This window comes from Desulfomonile tiedjei, from assembly GCA_016212925.1.
Lineage (GTDB): Bacteria > Desulfobacterota > Desulfomonilia > Desulfomonilales > Desulfomonilaceae > JACRDF01.
Genome location: JACRDF010000024.1, coordinates 75,925 through 97,635, shown reverse-complemented (window position 1 = coordinate 97,635; position 21,711 = coordinate 75,925). Strand labels below are relative to the sequence as shown.

Annotated in this window: 21 protein-coding genes; 11 read left to right on the top strand and 10 right to left on the bottom strand. The window is 54.0% G+C overall.

The genetic code is table 11. From position 1 onward, the window contains the following. From HY913_10540 to HY913_10510, 7 genes are all read left to right on the top strand, one after another. The coding region (locus HY913_10540) for a transposase (protein MBI4963704.1) at positions 1-123 on the top strand (123 nt) is incomplete at its 5' end. Positions 124-1,103: 980 nt separating this feature from the next. After that, a complete protein-coding gene (locus HY913_10535) occupies positions 1,104-2,162 on the top strand; it encodes a hypothetical protein (GenBank protein ID MBI4963703.1) in 1,059 nt (352 codons plus the stop codon). 54 nt (positions 2,163-2,216) lie between these two features. Beyond that, a complete protein-coding gene (locus tag HY913_10530) occupies positions 2,217-2,522 on the top strand; it encodes a hypothetical protein (protein ID MBI4963702.1) in 306 nt (101 codons plus the stop codon). Next, entirely contained in the window at positions 2,515-4,962 is a 2,448-nt protein-coding gene (locus HY913_10525; GenBank protein MBI4963701.1) for an ankyrin repeat domain-containing protein, read from the top strand. The genes HY913_10530 and HY913_10525 overlap by 8 nt, the downstream gene beginning before the upstream one ends. Positions 4,963-5,089: 127 nt before the next feature. Continuing rightward, the gene (locus tag HY913_10520; protein ID MBI4963700.1) at positions 5,090-7,174 is read left to right on the top strand and encodes a response regulator; all 2,085 of its coding nucleotides are present in this window, start codon (positions 5,090-5,092) and stop codon (positions 7,172-7,174) included. Positions 7,175-7,436: 262 nt separating this feature from the next. After that, complete coding sequence (locus HY913_10515; protein MBI4963699.1) at positions 7,437-9,113, top strand: ankyrin repeat domain-containing protein; 1,677 nt, start codon at positions 7,437-7,439, stop codon at positions 9,111-9,113. A 776-nt stretch (positions 9,114-9,889) separates the two neighbouring features. Further along, on the top strand, positions 9,890-11,254 hold the full coding sequence (locus tag HY913_10510) for a hypothetical protein (protein MBI4963698.1): 1,365 nt from the start codon (positions 9,890-9,892) through the stop codon (positions 11,252-11,254). 108 nt (positions 11,255-11,362) lie between these two features. On the opposite strand, the gene HY913_10505 is transcribed toward HY913_10510, so the two are convergent. The 7 genes from HY913_10505 to HY913_10475 all read right to left on the bottom strand — a co-directional run bounded on the left by HY913_10505 (position 11,363) and on the right by HY913_10475 (position 16,441). Further along, entirely contained in the window at positions 11,363-12,505 is a 1,143-nt protein-coding gene (locus tag HY913_10505; GenBank protein MBI4963697.1) for a hypothetical protein, read from the bottom strand. A gap of 511 nt (positions 12,506-13,016) precedes the next feature. Next, positions 13,017-14,201, bottom strand: coding sequence for an NADH:flavin oxidoreductase (locus HY913_10500; protein ID MBI4963696.1), 1,185 nt, complete (start codon positions 14,199-14,201; stop codon positions 13,017-13,019). A gap of 326 nt (positions 14,202-14,527) precedes the next feature. Continuing rightward, entirely contained in the window at positions 14,528-14,917 is a 390-nt protein-coding gene (locus HY913_10495; protein MBI4963695.1) for a DNA-binding protein, read from the bottom strand. A 63-nt stretch (positions 14,918-14,980) separates the two neighbouring features. Beyond that, positions 14,981-15,247 (bottom strand): type II toxin-antitoxin system HigB family toxin, encoded by a 267-nt coding sequence (locus tag HY913_10490; protein ID MBI4963694.1) that lies wholly within the window; start codon positions 15,245-15,247, stop codon positions 14,981-14,983. A 528-nt stretch (positions 15,248-15,775) separates the two neighbouring features. Beyond that, positions 15,776-15,982, bottom strand: coding sequence for a type II toxin-antitoxin system HicA family toxin (locus HY913_10485; GenBank protein ID MBI4963693.1), 207 nt, complete (start codon positions 15,980-15,982; stop codon positions 15,776-15,778). Further along, a complete protein-coding gene (locus HY913_10480) occupies positions 15,979-16,182 on the bottom strand; it encodes a type II toxin-antitoxin system HicB family antitoxin (GenBank protein MBI4963692.1) in 204 nt (67 codons plus the stop codon). The genes HY913_10485 and HY913_10480 overlap by 4 nt, the downstream gene beginning before the upstream one ends. Positions 16,183-16,216: 34 nt before the next feature. Further along, positions 16,217-16,441: an addiction module protein gene (locus tag HY913_10475; protein MBI4963691.1), complete on the bottom strand. Its 225-nt coding sequence runs from the start codon at positions 16,439-16,441 to the stop codon at positions 16,217-16,219. Between the two features lie 580 nt (positions 16,442-17,021). Between HY913_10475 and HY913_10470 the strand changes: the two genes are divergently transcribed. Further along, a complete protein-coding gene (locus HY913_10470) occupies positions 17,022-17,672 on the top strand; it encodes a hypothetical protein (protein ID MBI4963690.1) in 651 nt (216 codons plus the stop codon). A gap of 204 nt (positions 17,673-17,876) precedes the next feature. On the opposite strand, the gene HY913_10465 is transcribed toward HY913_10470, so the two are convergent. The 3 genes from HY913_10465 to HY913_10455 are packed head-to-tail and all read right to left on the bottom strand — an operon-like array spanning position 17,877 to position 19,533. Continuing rightward, the gene (locus HY913_10465; protein ID MBI4963689.1) at positions 17,877-18,680 is read right to left on the bottom strand and encodes a hypothetical protein; all 804 of its coding nucleotides are present in this window, start codon (positions 18,678-18,680) and stop codon (positions 17,877-17,879) included. Further along, positions 18,680-18,883 carry a hypothetical protein gene (locus HY913_10460; protein MBI4963688.1) on the bottom strand — a complete coding sequence of 68 codons (204 nt, stop codon included), beginning with the start codon at positions 18,881-18,883 and terminating at the stop codon, positions 18,680-18,682. The genes HY913_10465 and HY913_10460 overlap by 1 nt, the downstream gene beginning before the upstream one ends. Then, positions 18,880-19,533: a hypothetical protein gene (locus HY913_10455; GenBank protein MBI4963687.1), complete on the bottom strand. Its 654-nt coding sequence runs from the start codon at positions 19,531-19,533 to the stop codon at positions 18,880-18,882. Before HY913_10455 ends, HY913_10460 begins: the two co-directional genes overlap by 4 nt. Positions 19,534-19,930: 397 nt before the next feature. On the opposite strand from HY913_10455, the gene nifH reads away from it, so the two are divergent. From nifH to HY913_10440, 3 genes are all read left to right on the top strand, one after another. Further along, the gene (nifH, locus tag HY913_10450; protein ID MBI4963686.1) at positions 19,931-20,755 is read left to right on the top strand and encodes a nitrogenase iron protein; all 825 of its coding nucleotides are present in this window, start codon (positions 19,931-19,933) and stop codon (positions 20,753-20,755) included. Positions 20,756-20,901: 146 nt separating this feature from the next. Next, entirely contained in the window at positions 20,902-21,258 is a 357-nt protein-coding gene (locus HY913_10445; protein MBI4963685.1) for a P-II family nitrogen regulator, read from the top strand. Then, complete coding sequence (locus tag HY913_10440) at positions 21,255-21,635, top strand: P-II family nitrogen regulator (GenBank protein MBI4963684.1); 381 nt, start codon at positions 21,255-21,257, stop codon at positions 21,633-21,635. Before HY913_10445 ends, HY913_10440 begins: the two co-directional genes overlap by 4 nt. Positions 21,636-21,711: the final 76 nt, after the last annotated feature.

The following is a 21,711-nucleotide window of genomic DNA, read 5'->3' as shown; positions in this document are numbered from 1 at the left end:
GAAGAAGAGTTCAAAAAGGAACTCGAACAGTACATCTACTACTACAACAACCTAAGACCGCATCAAGCCCTAGGGGGGAAAACTCCCCTAGAATTCCTCGAGTCTTGTCCACGAATTACTTGACACGTACAGCAATGACAATTGTCGGCAATGTTATGTTTTTTGTGGCGATTCGGTCTGAAACGACGAAGGGATCCCGACCCCTAAAATCAAACGGAATTGTTCACTTTACGAAGAATGCTCCACTTGTGTGGAAATCATATCCGCGACCACAAGGTACCCGCTCTTGGTCTCATATCCTGCTCCTGTAGGGGCGACCGGTGGTCGCCCTAAGGCGGGCGCACGCCATGCGCCCCTACATCAGCAACAGAAGATGCGGGTCCCTATGATGACCAGCCAAGCAGTCTCTCCTTTGCCAAGTGAATAATTCCGAAATCAAAAGTTGCTTACCCGGCTTCCCCGCAAGGCGGCATGACAGCTTTCCCACCCTACAATGGAATGACTACCCTGGGAATCCCGAGTCCCAGAATATCGTGCACGCGGTTAGGGACGAAATCCCGTTGGGTCAGCGAGCGCTAACCGCTCAAACGCTACCGTCTTTGAGTGATTTTCACTCATTGCGGACATGAGGCAACTATTTGATTTTGTTGCGAGGTTTTGTTTGGGACGGAACGCTTTCACAAAGCCGGCCGCTGTAACTGGGTGATATTGTATAGACATTAAGCAAGTGGAGTGAATTTGGAGCGGGCTCAGTTTCCCTTGGCCAAGGATATCTCTCCGGCAACCCCTCTGTCATCGTAACGTCTGAACTTTACGCCTAAAACCGGCACAGGCATCACACGCCATGTTTGGCATGGAAAATGCTTGCAACAGCAAGTGGAACCAGGAGGCCGCGACCTTCTCCGCATGCTCAGATGATATTGTCCCCTTGGCGGAAGAAGCTAAGCGCTTAAACCGGCTGGGGAGAAAATAGTAGTTGCCAAACCAATGCTCCGGATTTATTGGTATATCCAAAGGCTTAAGGATCCCATATTCTGTGGGCATGATTCCGGCCTTGCCGTGCCATACGGGATTATCCGACGACACATGACCGGGGGGGAAGCGTGAGTAAGAACAGCCATGCTAACGGTAACGATGGCGGCCAGGGCTCTAGAACGCCTCTTGTCATCGATGAGTTGGCAACACAAACCCTTGACCTCGCCGACCTGCTTACCAAGGACGTAACACTTTCAGGCAGCTTTGATATCAGAGGGGAAATCTGGGCGACGACCTTTGGTAAGTTGCTTCAAGCAATACCAATTCCGGGAATGCTCATCGATGAATCCTTCAAAATAGCGGTCCTGAATCAGGCCTGTGCGAAGATCAGTCCGGAATACGAATCAATCCTGAGCACCAGCTTTTGCCGACTCGTCCCAACCCCATCTAACGCTCAAAAAATGCAATCATTCGTTGAGGCGGTGTTTTTTACAAGAAGGCCCAAGGTGGTTGAAGCTCCCTTACGGATTGGAAGCGCCAGGGGTTTGTGGTGCCGGATGACGTTTCGATCCGTGAGAATATTCGATCGGAGGTACTTGCTCGTCTTGATCGAGGATTTCAGCTCTGAAAAGGAGGAACTTGCTCGGAGCAAAAGCAAGGAGGAAGAGCTTCGAAGAGGACATCAAGAGCTGGAAAAGCGCGTGAATGAGCGGACCGCTCAATTGACTGCGGCCAATGCGGACCTGCGCAGGGAAATCGCCGAGAGACAAAAAGCGGAACTGGCCTTGAAAGAGATCGTGACCATGATCGAAGGCCAGTTGAAGGACTTGAAAGAAGAGGTCATCCTCAGGCTGAGAGTAAGCTTGCAACCGCTCATCGATCAACTCAAGGCTGAGACCACCTCCACGTCCGGTCGGCACCTTCTTCGCGCTCTGGACTACCACCTGGCTCATGCTCTCTCGTCCTTTGGGACGAAGCCGTCGCAAAAACTTACCCTTTTGACACCCAAAGAAGTTCAGACATGCAACTTGATCGTTTCCGGCCTGACTTCCAAACAGATAGCGGAAGCCACAGGGGTAACGGTGGATGCGGTGAACTCCTACAGGCTTCGCATCAGGAAGAAACTCGGTCTGGATCTGTCACGCGAAAGTCTCGCCACATGGCTCAAGTTTCAGTACGGTTTGTGACGAGTCCTGGGCGGGGAGACTGACCCCACGGTCGCATAGCAAGGGGGAGGCATTTTGGCTCAAACCGATAAAAGTGAGCGGCGGCCTCAAAGGCCATTTGAGCCATCCCGCGGGAAGCATAAACACAATGGGTATTTTTGCTACCCAATTTTGTATCAATTTCCTCATATTGACTGCCATGCCGAGGAGATGCAACAATTTCACACGGCTTATCTCAACAAATGTCCAAAATGGCGTTCTGAGCCGCTGAATTTGGTACAAACGCCGTTGGCAAAATCAATTGAGAACGGGGGGGACCGGGAAAGTGATAAATTTGTCATCAAACGGCGAACCAACGAGCGCGCGGCGGGGATTGGATGAGAGGGGCCTGCAAGTTTCTCCTGCCGATTTGACGCTTGATACAGACGATCCCGATGTCGACACAGCCTTGCTTGAGGCATCTTCCGCTGGCGATTGCGTGACGGCCGGGGTGGCCCTGGCCATGGGCGTCAACCCCAACTTGCGAAATGCGTCCGGCAACAGCGCGTTGATGCTGGCCTCGCTGGCAGGGAATTCGGAATTAATCGAACTTCTGGTTGCAAAAGGTGCAGATGTCAATTTACCAGGAGCGGGGGGCCGTTCGGCACTTTCCTCCGCAGCGGCGGCAGGGCGCGTTGAAGCTCTGAACCTCCTACTCGAGCACGGTGCTCAAGTCCATGCCAGAGACGAAGAAGGCAGGACTCCTCTGTTTGAAGCCTCTCTTTGGGGTCACCCCGAAGTTATTAGAGAACTTTTGAATCGAGGGGCCGATCCGGATCATCAGGACATTACAGGTCGGACAGCTTTGATGGAAGCCGCATGCTGGGGCCATGCCGAAGTGGCGAACCTTATCCTGGGGCGGGGGGTCTTTACGGATGCAAAGGACCAATCCGGCCATACAGCCCTGCACCACGCCTGCGGTAATGGAAGCACGGAAATCGCCACGCTCCTTTTGGATGCGGGCGCGAGCGTGGACGTCAGAGATGCGCGTGGCGAAACGCCTTTGATGAGGGCCTGCACCGGGGGCCATTTCGACGTGGTAAAGCTCCTGATAGCGCACGGAGCTGATGTTAACAAGCGAGATACTGAAGGAAATTCTGCGCTCACACGGGCTGCGGGCGAGGGCGCCGATGAGATGGCCTTGTTACTGCTCGAAAACGGCGCCGAGATTCATTCACGCAACAGGAAGGGCAGAACCGCGTTCGTTGAGGCTGCATTGCAGGGGCAAATTACGGCCGCGGGCCTGTTGCTTCAGGTCGAGGAAAGAGATCATCCGGAGATCAGATCAAAAGACGCTACGTTGCTTCGAGCAAGCTCCAGAGGATTGCTGGAGGTTGTCAATTTCCTGCTGGACAAAGGAGTGGACGTGAACCACTCCGGCTCCAGCGGCCGGACCGCCCTTTTGCTGGCTGCGGAAAAAGGGCATCCTGAAGTGGTCGAGAGTCTGTTGGCAGCCGGGGCTGCCCCTGACCACTGCGACAGGACCGGGGATACTCCTTTGATGAAGGCATGTTCAAAGGGGCACTTGAGTGTGGCAAGACTGGTGCTGGGCGCGGGAGCGGCAGTTGATGCACGCAATACTTACGGCAACACGGCTCTCATGAGGGCGGCGTTCAAAGGGCATTTGAGGGTCGCTGAAGTGTTGATCGAGCATGGTGCGGACCCTAACGCGCGGAATTCTCACGGGAATTCACCATTGATCTTCGCTTGCTTCAAGGGCCATGCTTCAATGGCAAGACTGCTTCTAGACAAGGGTGCGGAAGTCGACCGTCCGGACAAATCCGGTGAAACAGCCTTAGCGAAGGCTTGCGGTAACGGATTCGAGAAGGTGGTCAGACTTCTGTTGAATCGGGGCGCCCAAATCAATGCTACCAACGACCGCGGAACCTCATGCTTGGCCAAAGCAGCTTTTGCTGGGCACGCAACGATCGTCAAGCTGCTTCTGCAGAAGGGTGCCGTGTTTTCATCCAATGGCCGTGTTCTCGCGAAAGCCGCTTCCAAGGGACACGCTCAGATAGTGGCACTTCTAATGAACCCGCAAGGCCTTGCGCATGGCGATGAGGAAACCACGGCAATAGTCACAGACCGCGCGAACGGCGGTTCTCCACAAACCAATGCTGATTCCGTGAACGCTTCGGAAGAGGGACTCGACCCTGATGTGACCCGGAATGGCGTATTGCTCGCTGCAACAAAAAGGCAGTTGCAAAATCTCGAAGCGCTTCTTGCCGCCGGAGAGGACTTTTCAGTGCCGGCAGGCCTACAGGTCGCGACGCTACTCCGAGCCGCGCAAGCTGGGCAGACGCGTCTGATCGAACTCCTACTGGACAAGGGAGCTGACGTTGACGCCACTGACCGGGCAGGGAATTCTGCTTTGATTACGGCTGCGAAATATGGCCACCAGGATGTGGTCAAGTTGTTGTTGAATCGGGGGGCAAAGGTAAACGCGGAGGACCGACGCGGGAAGACCGCACTGATAAGGGCTGCCGGTTCAGGTCACAGCAAGATCGTTGGGCTTCTCCTCGCTGCAGGGGCTGACCTGAACCACACCACGCTGCGCAAGAACACAGCGATAATGCGTGCCATTTACAATGACCGGCTTGATGTGGCCAAGCTTCTGCTGAATGCAGGGGCGGACGTCTCCGTAACGAATGCGTACGGTTACTCGGCCCCCTTATTAGCGGTAAGTAAGGGCCATCACGAGCTGATAGCGCTGTTGAAGGATCGGGACCGATCTAACTCTTTAGGACAGGAGGCAGCCGGCTCCACAACGCTCAACCCCTGAGTGGGCCTTACGTAATTCACCGGGCATGTTCGTCGGTTTGTGAGCATGAGTGTGCCTCACGCCATGGCTTTGTTCGTGCAACAGACCTTTGGCCAGCGTTCCCTCGAGCGCTTTCGGGTAAACAAGGATGGAACAAAATAATCTGCCTACCTTGATTCTAGCCGGTGACAGCGATTCAACAGGACCTTTCCTGTTCCAGGATGGCGAAACTACAGAAACCATCGACTTGAACGCGTTGTTTGGCCCTGACCCGACCGAATCGGGTGTTTTCGATGTGTCGGACGTAAGCCATTCCACGTTTGCGAAATTGCTGCAGGCGTTGTCTGTTCCGACATTACTGGTTGCCAGATCCCACACCATCAAATTTGCAAACTCGGCCTTCAGGAAAACTATTCGCGACAGCTTGGATTTGCAGGGCGCGACTTTCTCATCCCTCTTCCCCAACCCTAGAGAGGCTCGACAGGCTCAATTGTTGCTGGAAAAAGTCTTTGAGGAACGAAAGCCCGAGGTCAGGGAGAAGGTGTTGCAGATCAGGAGAATGCGGTTATGGGCCAGAATGCATTTGCGCACGATTCGACTGGGTGCAGAAAGGATGGTGCTGGTTCAGATCGAGAACCTGACTGCTCAAAAGAGGCTGCTCAGCATTCAGAAATACAAAAAGCTGGTAAGTATTTTTCCTATCGGGATTGCCGAATTCGCGTTGCCAAGGCAGCTCGAGTGTTCGCAACCCTTCGAGCGGCTGCTTTCTTCCGTATTGGATGCCAGAGTAGTGGATGGAAACGACAAGTTCGCTGGGATCTATAGCCGGCGAAGCATTTCGGAACTCATGGGTACAAGGCTGGGCGCGTTGTTACCCTGCACGAACAAAATTGAATTGCTGTATAAGCAGTGGATTCACGCCCGCTTTCCTATTCGTTCATTTGAGAGCAGGGAAACCGACCTCTCTGGAGGTGTCCGCTTTTTTGAAAACACACTCATAGGCAATGTCAACAGTCAGCGTCTATCGGGGCTCTGGTGGGTCAAGTTGGACGTGTCCGAAAAGAAAAAAACACAAGAAGAGATCGTAAAATCCCAAAAAATTGAATCGCTGGGCATCCTCGCGGGCGGAATTGCTCATGATTTCAACAACCTTCTAACCGGAATTCTGGGCAACATTTCTCTCGCACAAACGTATTTGCCCCCTGATAACAAAGCCTTCGACCGACTGGAAGCAGCGGTCAGGGCCTCCAAACAATCGCAGGAGTTGACTCAGCAGTTGTTAACATTTTCCAAGGGAGGGCTGCCAATAAGGAAGACCGCCTCAATTACTGAACTGGTAAGAGACTCGGTTGGTTTCGTGTTGCGAGGATCCAACGTCCGCTCAGCAATCTCTATCCCCCAGGACTTGTGGAGTGTCCACATTGATCCGGGACAGGTCAGTCAGGTACTCAACAACTTGTTTATCAATGCTCTTCAAGCCATGCCGAGAGGAGGCACGATTACCGTACAAGCTGAAAATTGTCTTGTTGACGCAGAATCAGTGACTCATATAAGGCCCGGAAAATACGTTAGAATACGTATTAAGGACCAGGGTGTAGGAATAGCACCGGAGAACATCCAAAAGATATTCGACCCATATTTCACAACTAAGGAGACTGGAAGCGGTCTCGGCCTTGCAACAGCTTATTCCATTATTAAGAAGCATGACGGACTGATTACGGTGAGTTCTGAAGTGGGTGTCGGAACGGTCTTTTACATCTATCTTCCGGCTAAGCCCGACTCCCTCACGGCCGTGGATCCGGCGCACGGAACAGAGGCGAAGGCAGGTTACATGGGAAAAATCCTTGTCATGGATGACGAGCAACTGATAAGAGACTTGGCCGGTGAGATACTCTCCGATCTGGGGTACGAGGCTAGCGTGGTGAAAGACGGACCCGAAGCCATAGCTGCTTATCATAAGGCCATGCGTTCGGGGCGGCCGTTTGACGCCGTCATAATGGACTTGACGATACCTGGTGGAATGGGTGGCAAAGAGGCCTTCGAACGGATCCGCGAAATAGACCCGGAAGCCCGCGCGATTGTGTCGAGCGGTTATTCTCACGACCCTATCATGGCGGACTTCAAGAAACACGGGTTCGTTGGAGTCCTTGCCAAACCCTACACCTTGGACGATTTGCGCAATCAACTGAAAGCAGTTTTTGAACACCAGACAAGCACCGTGGTTTTGACATGACCGTGTCGCGTCGCGGGGCCTTTGTGCCCCGTTGGGAAACTGCGGGCCGTTGGCAGCCGCTTGAACCGGCCGAATTACCCGCCGGGCTTGGCTAGGGAGTCCATCAGTGGGCAGTGTAACAGCGATTCTCGAAAGTAATGTCCGGGTGGCCGGTGGGCGCCACTTTCGCCTCTCCAGTGGTTTTTCATTCGGACAGACATTCTGAGAAAGGCCATGGACGCACATGGAGCAGTCGCGGCTTCAAGCATTGGGCAAGGATTCTATGAACAAGCGTAGAATAAGCGCGCAGAGTATCGCCCAGGACATCCGCGCCGGATTAACTGATGCGGAACTCCAGGAGAAATACCGTGTACGACACGATGCCCTTCACTATTTGATGAATCGGCTGGTTGACGCGGGAGTGATAACCGATTTTGAGCTGTTCGGTAGAAAGAGCCTCTCCGAGAGCGACCTCATGAGGGCTTTCTCGCCTTCTGACCAGGCCATCCTAAAATGCCCGTTTTGCGGTAACGTTATCCCGGAAGAAACCGTCGGGTGTACCACATGTCAAAGCCTGGCCACAGAGTTCGAGGACACCCTGGTAATCGAACCGGTCATTGAATCGACAGAGCCCACAATGGCGCGGCCCGACTCCACAGTGGGCCGCCAGGTTGAGCAAACCGAAGAGGACCTTATCGATGCTTGCCGAGAAGGCCGAACTGAGTTGGTGCGACAGCTCTTGTCCCGTGACGTAGACGTCAATTGTTCGGATGATTCCGGGGTGACACCCTTGATGGGGGCCGCTTTCGAGGGCCGAACGGAGGTGGCGGAGCTTTTACTCAGGAGGCAGGCAGACGTAAACGTCAAAGACAAATCCGGCCAAACTGCCCTGGGTCACGCGGCAGCCAAAGGGCACATCCAATTAATGAGGATTCTGTTGGAAAAAGGGGCTCATCTCCCAACGGTTGTCATGCCTCTCGGTGCGAGCATCGCGGCTGAAACCGCGGCGGACAGAGGAAACCATCTCGACGACCCACCGTCCAATGGGGAAAGTCCCAAGGCGGAGAGTCAATATGTTCCTGCTGATCCTCTCATGGTTCCTCCGGAAACTTCAGGTCCCGTGGAGGTTTTGACTGATATTGCGGATGAGATCCAGAATGGGGAGGATTCCAACCGGAAGGCTTTACTAAAAGCTGCCAGCAGGGGGCTGGTGGAGTCGGTGGAGGGGCTGCTGAATCGCGGCCTGGATGTCAATTCGCGCAGCAAGTACGGCAACACCGCTCTGATAAGAGCTGCATTCAAGGGGCACGTAGATGTGGCCAGGTTGCTCCTGGAGAGAAACGCCGACGTAAACGCTCAAAATTCCGCCGGTAACACCGCTCTGACCGTTGCGATTGAGGCCGGCCATGCCGAAATAGTTGAGTTGCTCCTCAGAAACGGAGCCAACGCTTGCGCCAAGACCGTAGACGGCAGCACCGCTCTAGTAGTCGCTTGTCTATCGGAAAATCGCGGTGTGGTCAATTTGCTCATTAATCATGGTGCCGATGTGAACCAGAGTAACAGCGACGGTGACACTCCGTTGATGAGGGCCTGCGATAGAGGACATGCGCCGATAGTGGAGGATCTTATTCGAGCAGGCGCTGACGTCAATGTTGCCAACAAGCACGGCAACACGGGTCTCATGAAGGCGGCATTCAAGGGCTATGAAGCCGTCGTGAAGATACTTTTGAGAGCCGGCGCTCACGTGAACGTCAAGAATGATTATGGCAACACGGCCCTTATGAAGGCCTGTCATGAGGGACACGTCGAGGTCGCACGGTTGCTCCTGAAAGCAGGAGCGGAAGTCGACGCACAGGACCGCGATGGCAGAACCGCGATGATCAGGGCCAAGAAATCCGGGCGACAGGAACTTGTCGATCTTCTCGTGAGATATCGCCTACTGACAATCGACCCACTGTGATGAGAACTGACTTCTGAGTCTGATTACCCAACCGGTAGAACCCCTTCTTGACCATGGCAATTGCCAAAAAAATGTCCGTTGGGTCCCAACGGCCCCCCTGCCATTGCTGCTCTCCTCACCTCGTCGTTCCCGCGAAGGCGGGAACCCAGGGAATCCCACGAGACGGGGGACTGGATTCCTGCTTCCGCAGGAATGACGAGATGGCGTCCTCTCGAATCGGACAAGAATTTTTACAACCACTGTGGTAGTTCTCGAAAGTGAACACGGATTAATTTGCAGTGTCCTGCCCACTCGGGACGATCTAATTGGGGAAGAGCTTTTCGGACAAACCATGGTAGCCCGTTCTGTCAAGCGATGCCTTTTGTATTGGGTGCCACGGACCTGGGCATTACCAGGTCCGTGCTTCCTGTCAATTCTATCGCCAGGATAACTCGAAAGATTCCCAGGCCTACCGTACCATCGGCTCGCTTTTAGATTTGGTGTTCAATGCGGGGGACAACCTTGCTGTTTCGCAAAAACGCCGGCACGGACCTGGCGGAGCCCAGGTCCGTGGCACCTGGCCGAAATGACATAAGGGCTGCGCCCGCCGAATCCGAAGTCTCAAACTGACCCACCACCCGATATTCTTGTTGCGGTTCGGCCGGGAAATCACCACAATACAGTGGGACGGTATTCCTCGCGCTTCCGGTCGATACGCTCCGCTCCCCTTGTTCCTCTCTTGTGCGGCTGAAGCGCATGCCGTTCGGCGCTGATCGATTAAATGAGAGGAGGTCAAAATGGTCCCTTCAGATTCGGGCAGATGTTACCCGGCCACGAGAGTCCGCAAACAACGGTCATGTTGCGGTGCCGTCGTGCCGACTCTTGTTTGCGCGATCTTGTTGGTCGCACAAACCGCTCTGGCACTGGAGATTTCCTTTCGCAGTTTCAGTGGTTCCGCGGCGATAGGCCCTCCCGCGGATGAATATGCCGCCAAGCTTGCAGATATTTCCGCGATCGCCCTCGGTGAGGCCGGTCAGGTCAAGTTCAGCAAGTACAAGCCGACCCCGCCGATTCCCGGAGCATTCAAAAACATTGTGGAGGCTGTCGCTGCAGGAGGACCAGTGGCAGGTGGGGCCGGCTTCGACGCTGCATATATTTCCGGGTCGGAACTCAACCCGGCATGGGGGTTTATTTACAATTCGGGAGTCCCGTTCGGCCCCAACTTCGACGAGTTCCTCGGCTTTCTCTGTGGCAAGTCTGTTGATGAAGGCAAGCAGAGCGGCCTCGATCTGCTTCAGCAGATCCTGGACAAAAACGGTAAGAACATCGTTGCGGTTCCCATGGTTGGAAGCAGTCAGCAGGGTTCCGGGTACTTCATGCTACCGGTCGGGAATGCCGGTGCGACCCCGGGCATCGGTCTTGCCGGTTTGTGTCAGCAGAGTTGGACTTTCCGATACCTGCCACCCGCCCAATTTGTCCTCGATCGGGCGTGTGACAACCTGGTCGCGGGCGGCGTGATTCCGAAAAAGAATATCAAGTTCATAACGGCCCTTGCCGGGGGCGGGTCCTTGGTCAAGGCAGTGGCGGACGGCCAAATCCAGGCATTCGAATTCGCCACCCCTCTTGACGACGTCTCTCAGCTTTTTGGGCTTCCCGAAGGCAATCCCGGTACCGTAGGAAATCGTTTCGTACATTTCCCCGGCTGGCATCAGCAGTTTCTGATCACCTATATGATTATCAACAAGGCGGCGTGGAATAAGTTGAGTCCGGCCCAGCAGGCGCTCGTCAAGAGCGTCGGCCGCGACCACGTCTTGTCCTCGTATGGCGAAAACATCACGCAGCAAGGCGCCAAGCTCAAGCAAATCCTAACGGCCAACGATAGTGACGGGAATGCCGGAAACGACCTGGTGTTGGTTCAGTGGCCCGAGAAAGACCTGGCGCTGCTCAGGGACGCCACTATCCAGTTCCTGAACGCCCGGGCCTCTGATACAAAACTCAGCGAACAAGATAGAAAGGACTACAGTCAAATCCTGGAATCGCTCAGAAAATATGTCAGTGCGAACAGCGGATACTGGAAAGTGCGAGAAGTGCCCAACGCGGTTCGTTTTCAAGGCTGGACCGATCCTGAAGGGAAGAATGGCTGGGATCAGAACCTGAAATAGCTCAAATTGCCGTGGGGGCATGTGGTGTCCCAAAAGAAATGACCGGAAGCCATCTTGTCGAAAGAAGGCCTCCGGTCATTGCAGTTCAACATCCATTTATCCTCAATATCACCTGCGGCGACCTCCACCGCCAAAACTAGCTCCTCCGCCTCCCATGCTGATTCCGCCGCCACCGCCACCTATGCGTCCGGCGCTAAAGCTGCTCGCTCCAAAGGAACCCATGCGGGCAGGACTTGAGAAGGACCTGGTGCCGATGCTCGGGCTGCTGAACGATCTTGTGCTGATATTCGGTCTCGAGAATGTCCTTGCCTGAAACGAACTCGGGTTCGAGAAAGTTCTTGTCCTCACGGTGTTCGGGCTTGAGAAGGTCCTTGCTTGAAACGAACTCGGGTTCGAGAAGGTCCTGGTCCTCACCGTATTCGGACTTGAAAAGGTTCTTGTCCGCGCCGTATTCAGGTTTGAGAACGTTCGTGCCGAACCAACCACGCTGGAAGACCCCGAACGGAGCGCATTCGCGTTGAATCGCGTTACGTTGGAGGACGGAACATTAGCCCGATTGGTGACAAAATTCCGCGGTGTTACTGCACCCTGTGTTCCCGCCCTCACGTTTTGCCTGAAAGCAGGGTTCTGGTTCCACGCCTTGTGGCTACGATTCCAGTTCCAGTGTTTGCGCAGCCACCACGGATGGAATTTCCGCCACACGTTTGCGCTGTAGAGGAATAGCGGAACCCCTCCATACCAGTAGGTCTCGTAACCGTAGTCAGGGAGGTATGACTCCGTATAACTAACTACCGGATATTCATCCTCAACGTACGTGTATCTCTCTGCTCGAGAGTAAGCGGCTGACGGAGGACGCAAATCGGTCTGGATTTGCGATCCGTAAACCCATCCGTTTTCCGCAAGTTGCGCCCAGTTGTTTGAGGTCCAAACGCCCGTGATATTCAACTGTTCACCCAGAGCCGCGCATCCGACTAAATCGTAATCGCTGCCGGGTCCACTCCGGATGCGGAGGCAATTATCAGGCTGATCCACCCCAATAACCGTGGCAATTCCGCCTTTTGGTTGCGGTATCGGGCGACCTGTTTGGCCGGTCTGGCCCGGATCGACTGCTTGACCTTGCTGCCCGGGTGCGTAGCTTTGGGAAGCCGGAGCTTGACCGGTCTGATCACTTTGCGCAAAACTTGCATTGGGAATACTTATAGCTAATGCCAATGCAGCTAGCATGGCGACAATGATTTTTAGTCTATTCATACTCATCTCTCCCTTGTCTTGGTTTTCAAGCCTCGGAAAGAGCCCATTTTTCACAAATCAGGACGCGCAGGCGTCCTTTCCTTTGCTTCTTAATAGTTAGACGGAATTCAGGCCGAATTGTTCGAAAAAATTGTTAAAGTTCCTTGGTTGTCGTCCTTAAAGGGTAGTGTTTTCAAGTTGCTATGACAGCAAGAAGCAAGCGGTCGGCCCTGCCGGACTTTTTCGCGTGGTGCAGGCTTTTAGCTTGCCTGGTCAAAAAGATCAATGATGACAGGCTGGAAAGCCTGTCCCACAAATCAATGGGGTCACGATTAGCGGTGCCCTTTCCATCCTTAGGTCAACGCTTTCCCTATGAAAACGCACGGATGGAACCGGCAATCCCGCGTTCAGCACGGGACTGCGCTACTAGCGTTTTCATGATTCATTGTGGCGATCTTCGCCATGAGCATTGGTAAAGAAAAATGAAGCTCTCAGCCGCAACTCCATTCCATTTTTTAGGCAACTGCGCAGGTCAAGCGGGCTTGTACAGACAGCGGAGCGGTTCTCCGCCCATCATACCTGCAATGCACCGGTTGCAGGAGACACACGAGGCCTTTTCGGTCTTGCCTTCCTTCAATCTGTTGACCAGGAACGGTTCCCGGATGAAAGGCCGGCTCATGGAGATAAAGTCTGCAAGGCCTTCTTCAAGGACCTGTTCCATGTGCCGGACGTGGCGAATGCCACCCACCAATATCAGAGGCACCTTCCCCATGACCGGTTTCATGATCCTGGCGGCTTCCGTGTGATATCCCTCCTCCAGGTCGAACTTCCCGGCCATTTTGCTCAGCATCATTTTACCTACCAATCGTTTCCACCAGGGAAGGGTTGCTGCCAATTCCTTGACCGGGACGCTTCCCCGACATGTGTTCATGAAGGAATAGTATGCGGTTCCACTGCTGATCTCGATAGCGTCGATGCCCAGTTCAACGAGCCGGTGAGCATACCGTTGTGCCAGATCGGGCGTTATCCCCGGAGCCGGCGTATGGTCATGTGTGTTGAGCTTGATCAGAATCGGCGTTCGTTCCGGTACGGAACTCTTCACCTCGCAAAAAATCTCCCTGAGAAACCGGAAACGACCCCCTTCGGAATCGCCCCACTTGTCGGTTCTCTTGTTGAAGAACGGAGAAAGGAACTGGTTGATCAGGTATCCGTGGGCTCCGTGCAACTGGATTCCGTCAGCGCCTGCGTTTATGGCTCTCTTGGCCGCTTTGCCGAAAGCCCGAATAACTTCCCGGATATCGGCTTCAGTCATCTCCCTCGGTTTGACAAAATTGATGGGATCTCGGCCAACGCTCGAGGGACCGAGAGGAGCCTGACCGGCAACCTGTTTCGTGGTTTGTCGTCCGGCATGGGCTAGCTGGAATACGATTTTCCCACCATGTTCGTGGACCGCGTCAACAATGCTCGCGAGTCCGGGAACGATGGCGTCGGAGTCAAGCTCCACCTGTCTTTCAAAGGCTTTTCCCGAGCGGTGCACGCTGACGTAGCCCGGCACGATCAGCCCTGTGCCACCTTTGGCGATGTTGCGGTACCGCTTGACCAACTGATCGGTCACCTCGCCGTTGACGGTTGCCATGGACTCGAAGGTGGCGGAATGTACGACGCGATTGGCGATCTCGATGGAACCTATCTTCCCCGATGAAAAGAGAATAGACATTGGTGGCATCCTCCTCCGGTGTTCGAATGGCCTGCTGCCACTGAAGCGACCTGCCGGTAATTATAGAGATCGGCCGAGATTATTCAACGGTCTGTCTATTCTAATAATTTCGGGGCCTCCGACGAGAACTGCAGGAATACAGGAACGCCATGCCAATTCCACCGGCTGGAAACCCCTCCTGCAAGCAGGCCCGCTAAAGCGCGGGTAGGATGTGGTGAGTGAAGCGAACCGCATCGCTCACAGTATTCTTCATCTGCGGAAGCACGTCACCGAGAGGAGGAGCGAGCAGAATTGGCATGGCGTCTCCAGATTACCCGACAACCAATCTATTGATTCGCAGATTCTCTCCCGGACTCCAAAGGGTATCTGGCAATAAGCACCTCAGCAGGGATGCCCAGTTTCTCATTCAAATTCCGAATCATGTCCAGGCTAAGTCTTCTTTTTCTCGTCAGGACTTCGGACACTCGGCCGCGGGAGCCTATGTACGGTTCCAGGTCCTTCCGAGTAAGGCCCATCTGTTCCATCCGAAACTTGATCGCTTCGATGGGGTCTGGCGGGTCCATTGGATAGTGTTCGTCCTCGTATGCCTCTACCAAGACCGATAGAACGTCCAATTCATCGGACTCAGGCGTGTCCGGCTCCGCATCCCAGATATCTCCGAGTCTTGCCAGTGCGGCGCGATATTCTTCCTCCGTACGAATCGGTTTGATTTCCATATAGTTGTCTCCTCTGTCCAAATCAGCCTGTCTCTTGTTAAACGGTGAGGGCGTCTATCTGTCCTACTGCCCGTGCGTTCCCACAAACCTAATAAAAACCGATCGTCTGTTGTATCTGATCGCCAATACCAGCCTGTAATCGTTTCCTTTTATATTAAACACGGCTCGGTTTTTGCCAATAATCCTGGCGTTGCTGTATTGATTGAGAATATCTGCGGGTTCCTTCCAGTCGGCTTTCTTGGCTTCTGCATACCACGCGAGCAGCGGCTGTTCCGCATCAGCATGTTTTTCCCAGAATGCCCTCAGCGTGCTTCTTGAGAAAATTCTCATAATGAAAGTGTATCATGTTCCCGGAACGGGACCAAGAAATAATACAGTTACTCGTGAGAGTGGAATAGGTGCGGTGTCTTCGGATTTCTGAGGGCGGGTGGCCCGGACGGCACCGCGTCCGGGTCGCGAAGCGACAGGAGGTGTCTTTGTCTTGCGCAAAGCTTTATCAGCGGTCGCCAAGAACAGATCCTACCGCAGAGAACGCCGTGTACGGCGCGCTCGGCGTGCGCCCTTATCTCTCTGCGATCTCGGAGCCTGCCCCGGACTTCGATCTGGGGTCCGGGGCAGGCTTTGATCCGGGGATCTCCGCCAAGAGAAATCACTCCCGCAGGCAGGCCCGCTAAAGCGCAGGTAGGATGTGGTGAGTGAAGCGAACCGCATCGCTAGCCCCGAACGAGCCTGTCGACTCGACCGATGCGGTTCCCGTGGGTCACCGCATCCTACGTGCTGCGAGAAGCCCGCCGCCTGGAGGACGCGGAAGACAAATTGGTATGGTGTTTTCCGTTCCAAGAGTTACGGGCATGAGAATCACAGGACTGACTCGGACAAACCCGCAGCTTGCAGAAGATGCTTCAGCAAACCTTTTTTTATTGGTTTATTTCCATGAACGGGCACAGATAGCCGCACTATACTGCCTGTTTTGCTGTAAATGTGGTGGCTGCCGTGGACGCGGAGCAGTGACCACCCATGCTGTTCAAGGGCTCGGCACAGGTCTTTGCCTGAGACCACTTTCATACCACAATTTCCATGACTCGATCACGGCCGGTCGTTTTCGGAGGCTCCACCGATACTGACAGACATCCTTCCACAGCTTCGTAAAGATTCTGCAGAAGCTCTTCGAATGTGTCTCCCTGTGTCGCGCATCCGGGAATCGCTGGAACTTCCGCCCAATATCCGCCTTCCTCCGCTTCGTGTATAACGACCTGCAATTTCATGATCAAATGCTCCTACTTGTCAGCACGCGGCGTTTCACTTGTCGCCCATAACTCTCTGTTTAACCTCTTCCCAGGACGAGCCTTCTTGCGGGGCAGCGAGGTAAGACTCGAGGCGCTTGTCCAATTCCTTCTTTTGGGCCTCAGTTACCGGGAGAGATTCCTGATCGGCGACGATGCTGTCCCATATCTCTTGCACAAGCAGAAGCCGTTCCGCCACGGTAAGTTGTTTTATTTCGCCGGCTATTTCAGACTGAGTCATGGGCTTCCTCTCGTGATGCTGATTAGGGCATCTGCACCTCTTTCCTATCCGCCCGTTCAACTCACACTATACTATTGATATTCAATTCAGTCCAATGCCGGCTGCGCAATTGCAATGGTTCTAAGGACCAAGTTCTGGGTCGGGTGGCCCGGACGCCACCGCGTCCGGGTCGCGAAGCGACAGGAGGCGTGTTTGCTTTGGCACGGCGTTTGGCAGCAAGCTCCCGGGACGACAAACAGCCGGAGCAACAAACTGCCCCTCTTGTTCCTGCGGAGGGGAGCCTGGAAGCATATCTTACCGCAGAGTTCGCCGAGGCCGCTGTAGGGGCGCACGGCGTGCGCCCTTTCCTCCGCGATCTCGGAGCCTGCCCCGGACCCCGGATCAAAGGTTGCCCCGGACTTCGATCCGGGGTCCGGGGCAGGCTTTGATCCGGGGATCTCTGCGAAGAGAAATCCCTCCCGCAAGCAGGCCCGCTAAAGCTGCTCAGAAGTATTTGTCATCTGCGGAGGGATGCCACCAAAAGCCGTCCGAAGGGGAACTGGTATGATGTCTCTCGATTGCGTGATATAATTCGCAGTGCATGGACACAATTCTTATAATCATCAAAGAAATTGGGGCAATCATCGCCATCGTGTTGGCGATATATGGAATCGACTCTTGGCGTCGGGAGCATGCTGGTAAGCGACAGATAGAACTCGCGGAGGAGACGTTGGCTCTCTTTTACCAAGCTCGGGATGCCATCTCACATATCCGGGACCCGACTAGCTTCGTAAATGAAACCGCGGACCTTAAACGCGGAGATGACGAGTCGGAAAAGGCTTTTGAAGCTAGAAAACTGGCAAGTGTCGCTTTTTCGAGATACACTAAGTACCAAGAAATATTCCACAGACTGCATTCTCTGCGATACGAATTTATGGTACGCATAGGCAGGGACGAAGCGAAGCCATTTGATGAGCTGCGTGTAATCATCAATGAAATACTCATCTCGGCAAGGGTATTGAGTCGCTTGTGGGCAAGGGACCGCTTTCGGACGGAACAGGACTGGGAAAAGCATCTCAAAGATGTTGAGAAGCGCGAGAGTGTGTTTTGGGAGGGATGGGGCGAAGTAGACCCAATCAACCCAAAAGCTGACAAGGTAATAGAAGAAATTGAGCGTGTTTGTAAGGAAGTCATCGCGGGCAAGGGGACTCTACATTATTTCCTTAACAGGCCATTTTGGGGAAAGCGATGACGCAAGATTAACCTGCCCTAGCTGTATTAGCCGCGGGTGACCCGGACGCCACCGCGTCCGGGTCGCGGAGCGACAGGAGGCGCCTTTGCTTTGGGAAAGCGTTTATCACCAGGGCCTTTGGATGCGCGCCGAAAAAAAACTGCACCTCTTGTTCCTGCGGAACTAGGAATTCCGCTCCTCGCCGGACTCCGGGACACTCGGCGGCTAGTGCTTAACCACGCGCACGATAACGTTCTCGTTCTTCTCGAAGGAAGTCGTAAACACATCGATGTCACGAATGAGCGCCACGTCGTACACGATGAAGAGCAGATTGCTCCATCTAGTCTGGTAAGCCAAAATATCGTCGTTTATTTCTGCGATGATTTCTTTTTCGCGCCGATCATGATGGCAAAGTTTAACTTCCACTGCCAAGTCGATCTTGCCGATGACAAAGTCCGGACGGTAGGTCTTGGATGAGTACACAACGGTCTCCTTGTCTCGTGTGTAATCAATGTCGGCTCCGATGAGGAGATTCTCGAACGATTCCTGTACCTCCTTCTCCTGCGAAGGCTGGCTTCTGACTGTCTTCCGCAGTTTGTGGTCGGCCAGATTGATCACCTTTAGAATCAGGCTTGACTCTGGAGCCGTGTCCTTCCCTTCGTAGACCTTCGTCAGATCATCCACTCGCTTAAGGTGATCTGAGGCGGCAAGTAAGATGCCCTCCGCAACATCGAGTTGTTCCATGTAGGCTTTTTGGTGCTCTCTTTCCACGGCAGCCGCAGGGTGGTTAGACCCAAAAAGGTCGCCAGGACCGCCAACGATGATGTTCCCTCGTCGCCCCCAAGGAAGGTGCGCTAATGACAGATAGTACCTCGACTCTTGACCGAACACTTCTTCGAGGAATGCGAGGGCATTGGCATTCCATCGAACATGGTCCACAGAGCCTCTCTTCTGGTGTTTCAAGTTAGCGATCGCACTAACAAGGGCACTGATCTCTTCGAGAGCCTTTTCTTTCGTCCAAGCCGCCATCATCGAGCCTCTTCGTTCTTAGAGCAGTCCGCGGGTGGCCCGGACGCCATCGCGTCCGGGTCGCGAAGCGACAAGAGGTGATTTCCCGCCTTTGACATTTTTAGCTTGTCGTTGCTGGAGACGTGAGTGTCTACAAAACGGCCCCTCTTGTTCCTGCGGAACCCGGAGGCAGTGGCCTCCGGGCCACCCACAAATAGCATCATTCGGCGTACGCTTCTTTCAACACGGCGACATCAGACCTAATCTGCCTGACCAAATCCCTGGTCTTTGCCTCAAGGCTCTTGTCGTGCCACAGTACGTTTCCGCATTCGAACGCCAAAAAGTCGATAATACCAACGCAGTCATCCACCATCCGCGGAAGGCCGTGAACTCCCAATAGCCACCCCTTGGGTGGGAAGTGGATGTAGTCATTGCGCAAATGGTGTAGCATTTCTACGCTCTTGTTCTGCGTGCCGCGTGGTTTGAAGGGTTGGCTGTGCATGCCCATCAGCATCAGATCTTCCGGTTTTCTGTAAGTCCGGATACCGGTCTTGGCTTCTTCCTCGTAAGTCTTCCGGCCAGCCTTGATTTTCTTGTAAAGGCTCAAGAAGTTGTCCAACCTATCCACAGGAAAAGAACCATCGTTTCGTTTCCATGCGGCCTCCCATTCATCCCGACATTTCTTTTCAAGGACGTTAAAGCTGTTGGTTCCTTTCAATGCTAAAACCATGTAACCCTGAAGAGCCATATGAAGTGCTATTATCACCCATTTCCAATGGTAAACATTATCTAAGACCTTGGGGAGGCTATCTGACACCATTTCCAATGAGAGAACGGCTTCCAAATGTTCATCGGTGCTGAGCCAATCATCCATTGTTATTCCTGCCAATTTGGCAAATGCACACTGCCGAGCCGAGTGCATGATCGGGACAATATCTCAGTTTCTTCGGTTGCTTATGCCTGATATGCCGTCTCGAATATGCTGCGGGTCAGCCGCTTAGTCAACGGAATACCACTTTCATCCCCCCGTTTCACGGGCTTCATGTCTTAACTCGCTTGTCCCATTTACAAAAACGTAACATTCCTCATGTACATTTTTGTAAATATTGTCGCTTCTTCGCCATAACTCCTTCTCGTCCGTTATCCTCGCCATTCCCAATTAACCACATAAAACCAACCCATTACCCTCTTCCTTTCTCCCAACCTCCGTCTTTGGCACGCCCCGTGCATGGCCCCCCGGAAAGTCCAGCAAAAGGTTCGAGGAAAGGACAATGAGAAAGATAGCAATTTACGGCAAGGGCGGCATCGGGAAATCTACCACCACGCAGAATACGGTTGCAGGCCTGGCTGAAATGGGACGCAAAGTCATGGTGGTCGGCTGCGACCCCAAAGCAGACTCTACTCGGCTCCTCTTAGGCGGCCTCTCCCAGAACACCGTGCTCGACACCCTGCGAGCTGAAGGTGAAGACGTGGAACTGGAGGATATTCGCAAAACCGGTTTCCATGGCGTCGTCTGCGTCGAATCGGGCGGGCCGGAACCGGGAGTGGGCTGCGCAGGCCGCGGCATCATAACTTCCATCAACCTGTTGGAACAACTGGGCGCCTACGCTGAAAGCGAGAAGCTCGATTACGCCTTCTACGACGTTTTGGGCGACGTTGTCTGCGGCGGGTTCGCAATGCCCATCCGTGAAGGCAAGGCTAAGGAAATCTATATCGTGGTCTCCGGCGAAATGATGGCCATGTACGCAGCCAACAACATCTGCAAAGGTATCGTCAAGTTCGCTGAAGCGGGCGGCGTGCGGCTGGGCGGGCTTATCTGCAACAGCCGCCAGGTGGATAACGAACAAGAGATGATCGAAGCCTTTGCCGAAATGCTGGGCACTCAAATGATCCACTTCGTGCCTCGTGACAACATGGTGCAAAAAGCGGAAATCAACCGCAAAACGGTCATCGAGTTCGATCCCGAGCACTCGCAGGCAGGAGAATACCGGACTTTGGCCAAGAAGATCGAAGAAAACCCGATGCACGTCGTGCCCAAACCCATGAGCACCGACGATCTGGAAAAGCTGTTAATCAAGCATGGCTTGGCAGGGTGAGCGTTCGAGGCCCAGGGAAGATTCACCGCAGAGTGCGCTGAGAACGCCGAGTGTAGCGGCGCACGGCCGTGCGCCCCTATCTCCTCTCTGCGCTCTCCGCGACCTCCGCGGTGAAGGATTTCTCATAACAAAACGAGGTGACGGAAATGTTCATGATCAGATCCATAGTCAGGCCCACCAAGGTGGATGAGGTGATGGCAGCGTTGATGGAAGCCGGCTTTCCCGCGGTGACCAAGGTGTCGGTGGTCGGCCGAGGCAAGCAGCGAGGCATAAAGATCGGCGAAATAACCTATGACGAAATCCCGAAGGAACTGCTCATTACCGTGGTGCCGAACGAGGACAAGGATTTTGTCATCAAGACGGTCATCAAGGCGGCACGCACCGGAGCCAAAGGCGCCTACGGCGACGGCAAGATCTTTGTCAGCCCGGTGGAAGAAGTCTACACCATCAGTTCGGGCATAAAGGAAACCCCTGACGGCGGGACCGAAGAGGTGAAGATATGAAAGAAGTCATGGCCATCATCCGCATGAACATGATGAACAAAACCAGGCAGGCGCTTTCCGATGTGGGCATATCTTCCATGACCGCCAAAGATGTGCTGGGCAGAGGCAAAGGCCTGGTGGATTACAGCCTCTTGGAAGGCGCGGAAAAGGGTTACGAAGAAGCCATAGCGCAGCTGGGGCAGAGCCAACGGCTCATTCCCAAGCGGCTGCTGGTCATAGTGGTGCGGGACAAGCTGGTGCCGAAGACGGTGCAAACCATCATCGAAATCAATCAAACCGGCAAGTCCGGTGACGGCAAGATCTTCGTCATGCCGGTCATGGACTCCTTCAGCGTCCGGACCAGCGAAGGCGGTGACACCGTCCTGGACGACGCGTGAGGAAAGAATTTCCGGGGAGGACCTTTTTGTAAAAAGGTCCCTCCCCGCACCCCTCCCCAAAAACTTTTCTATCATG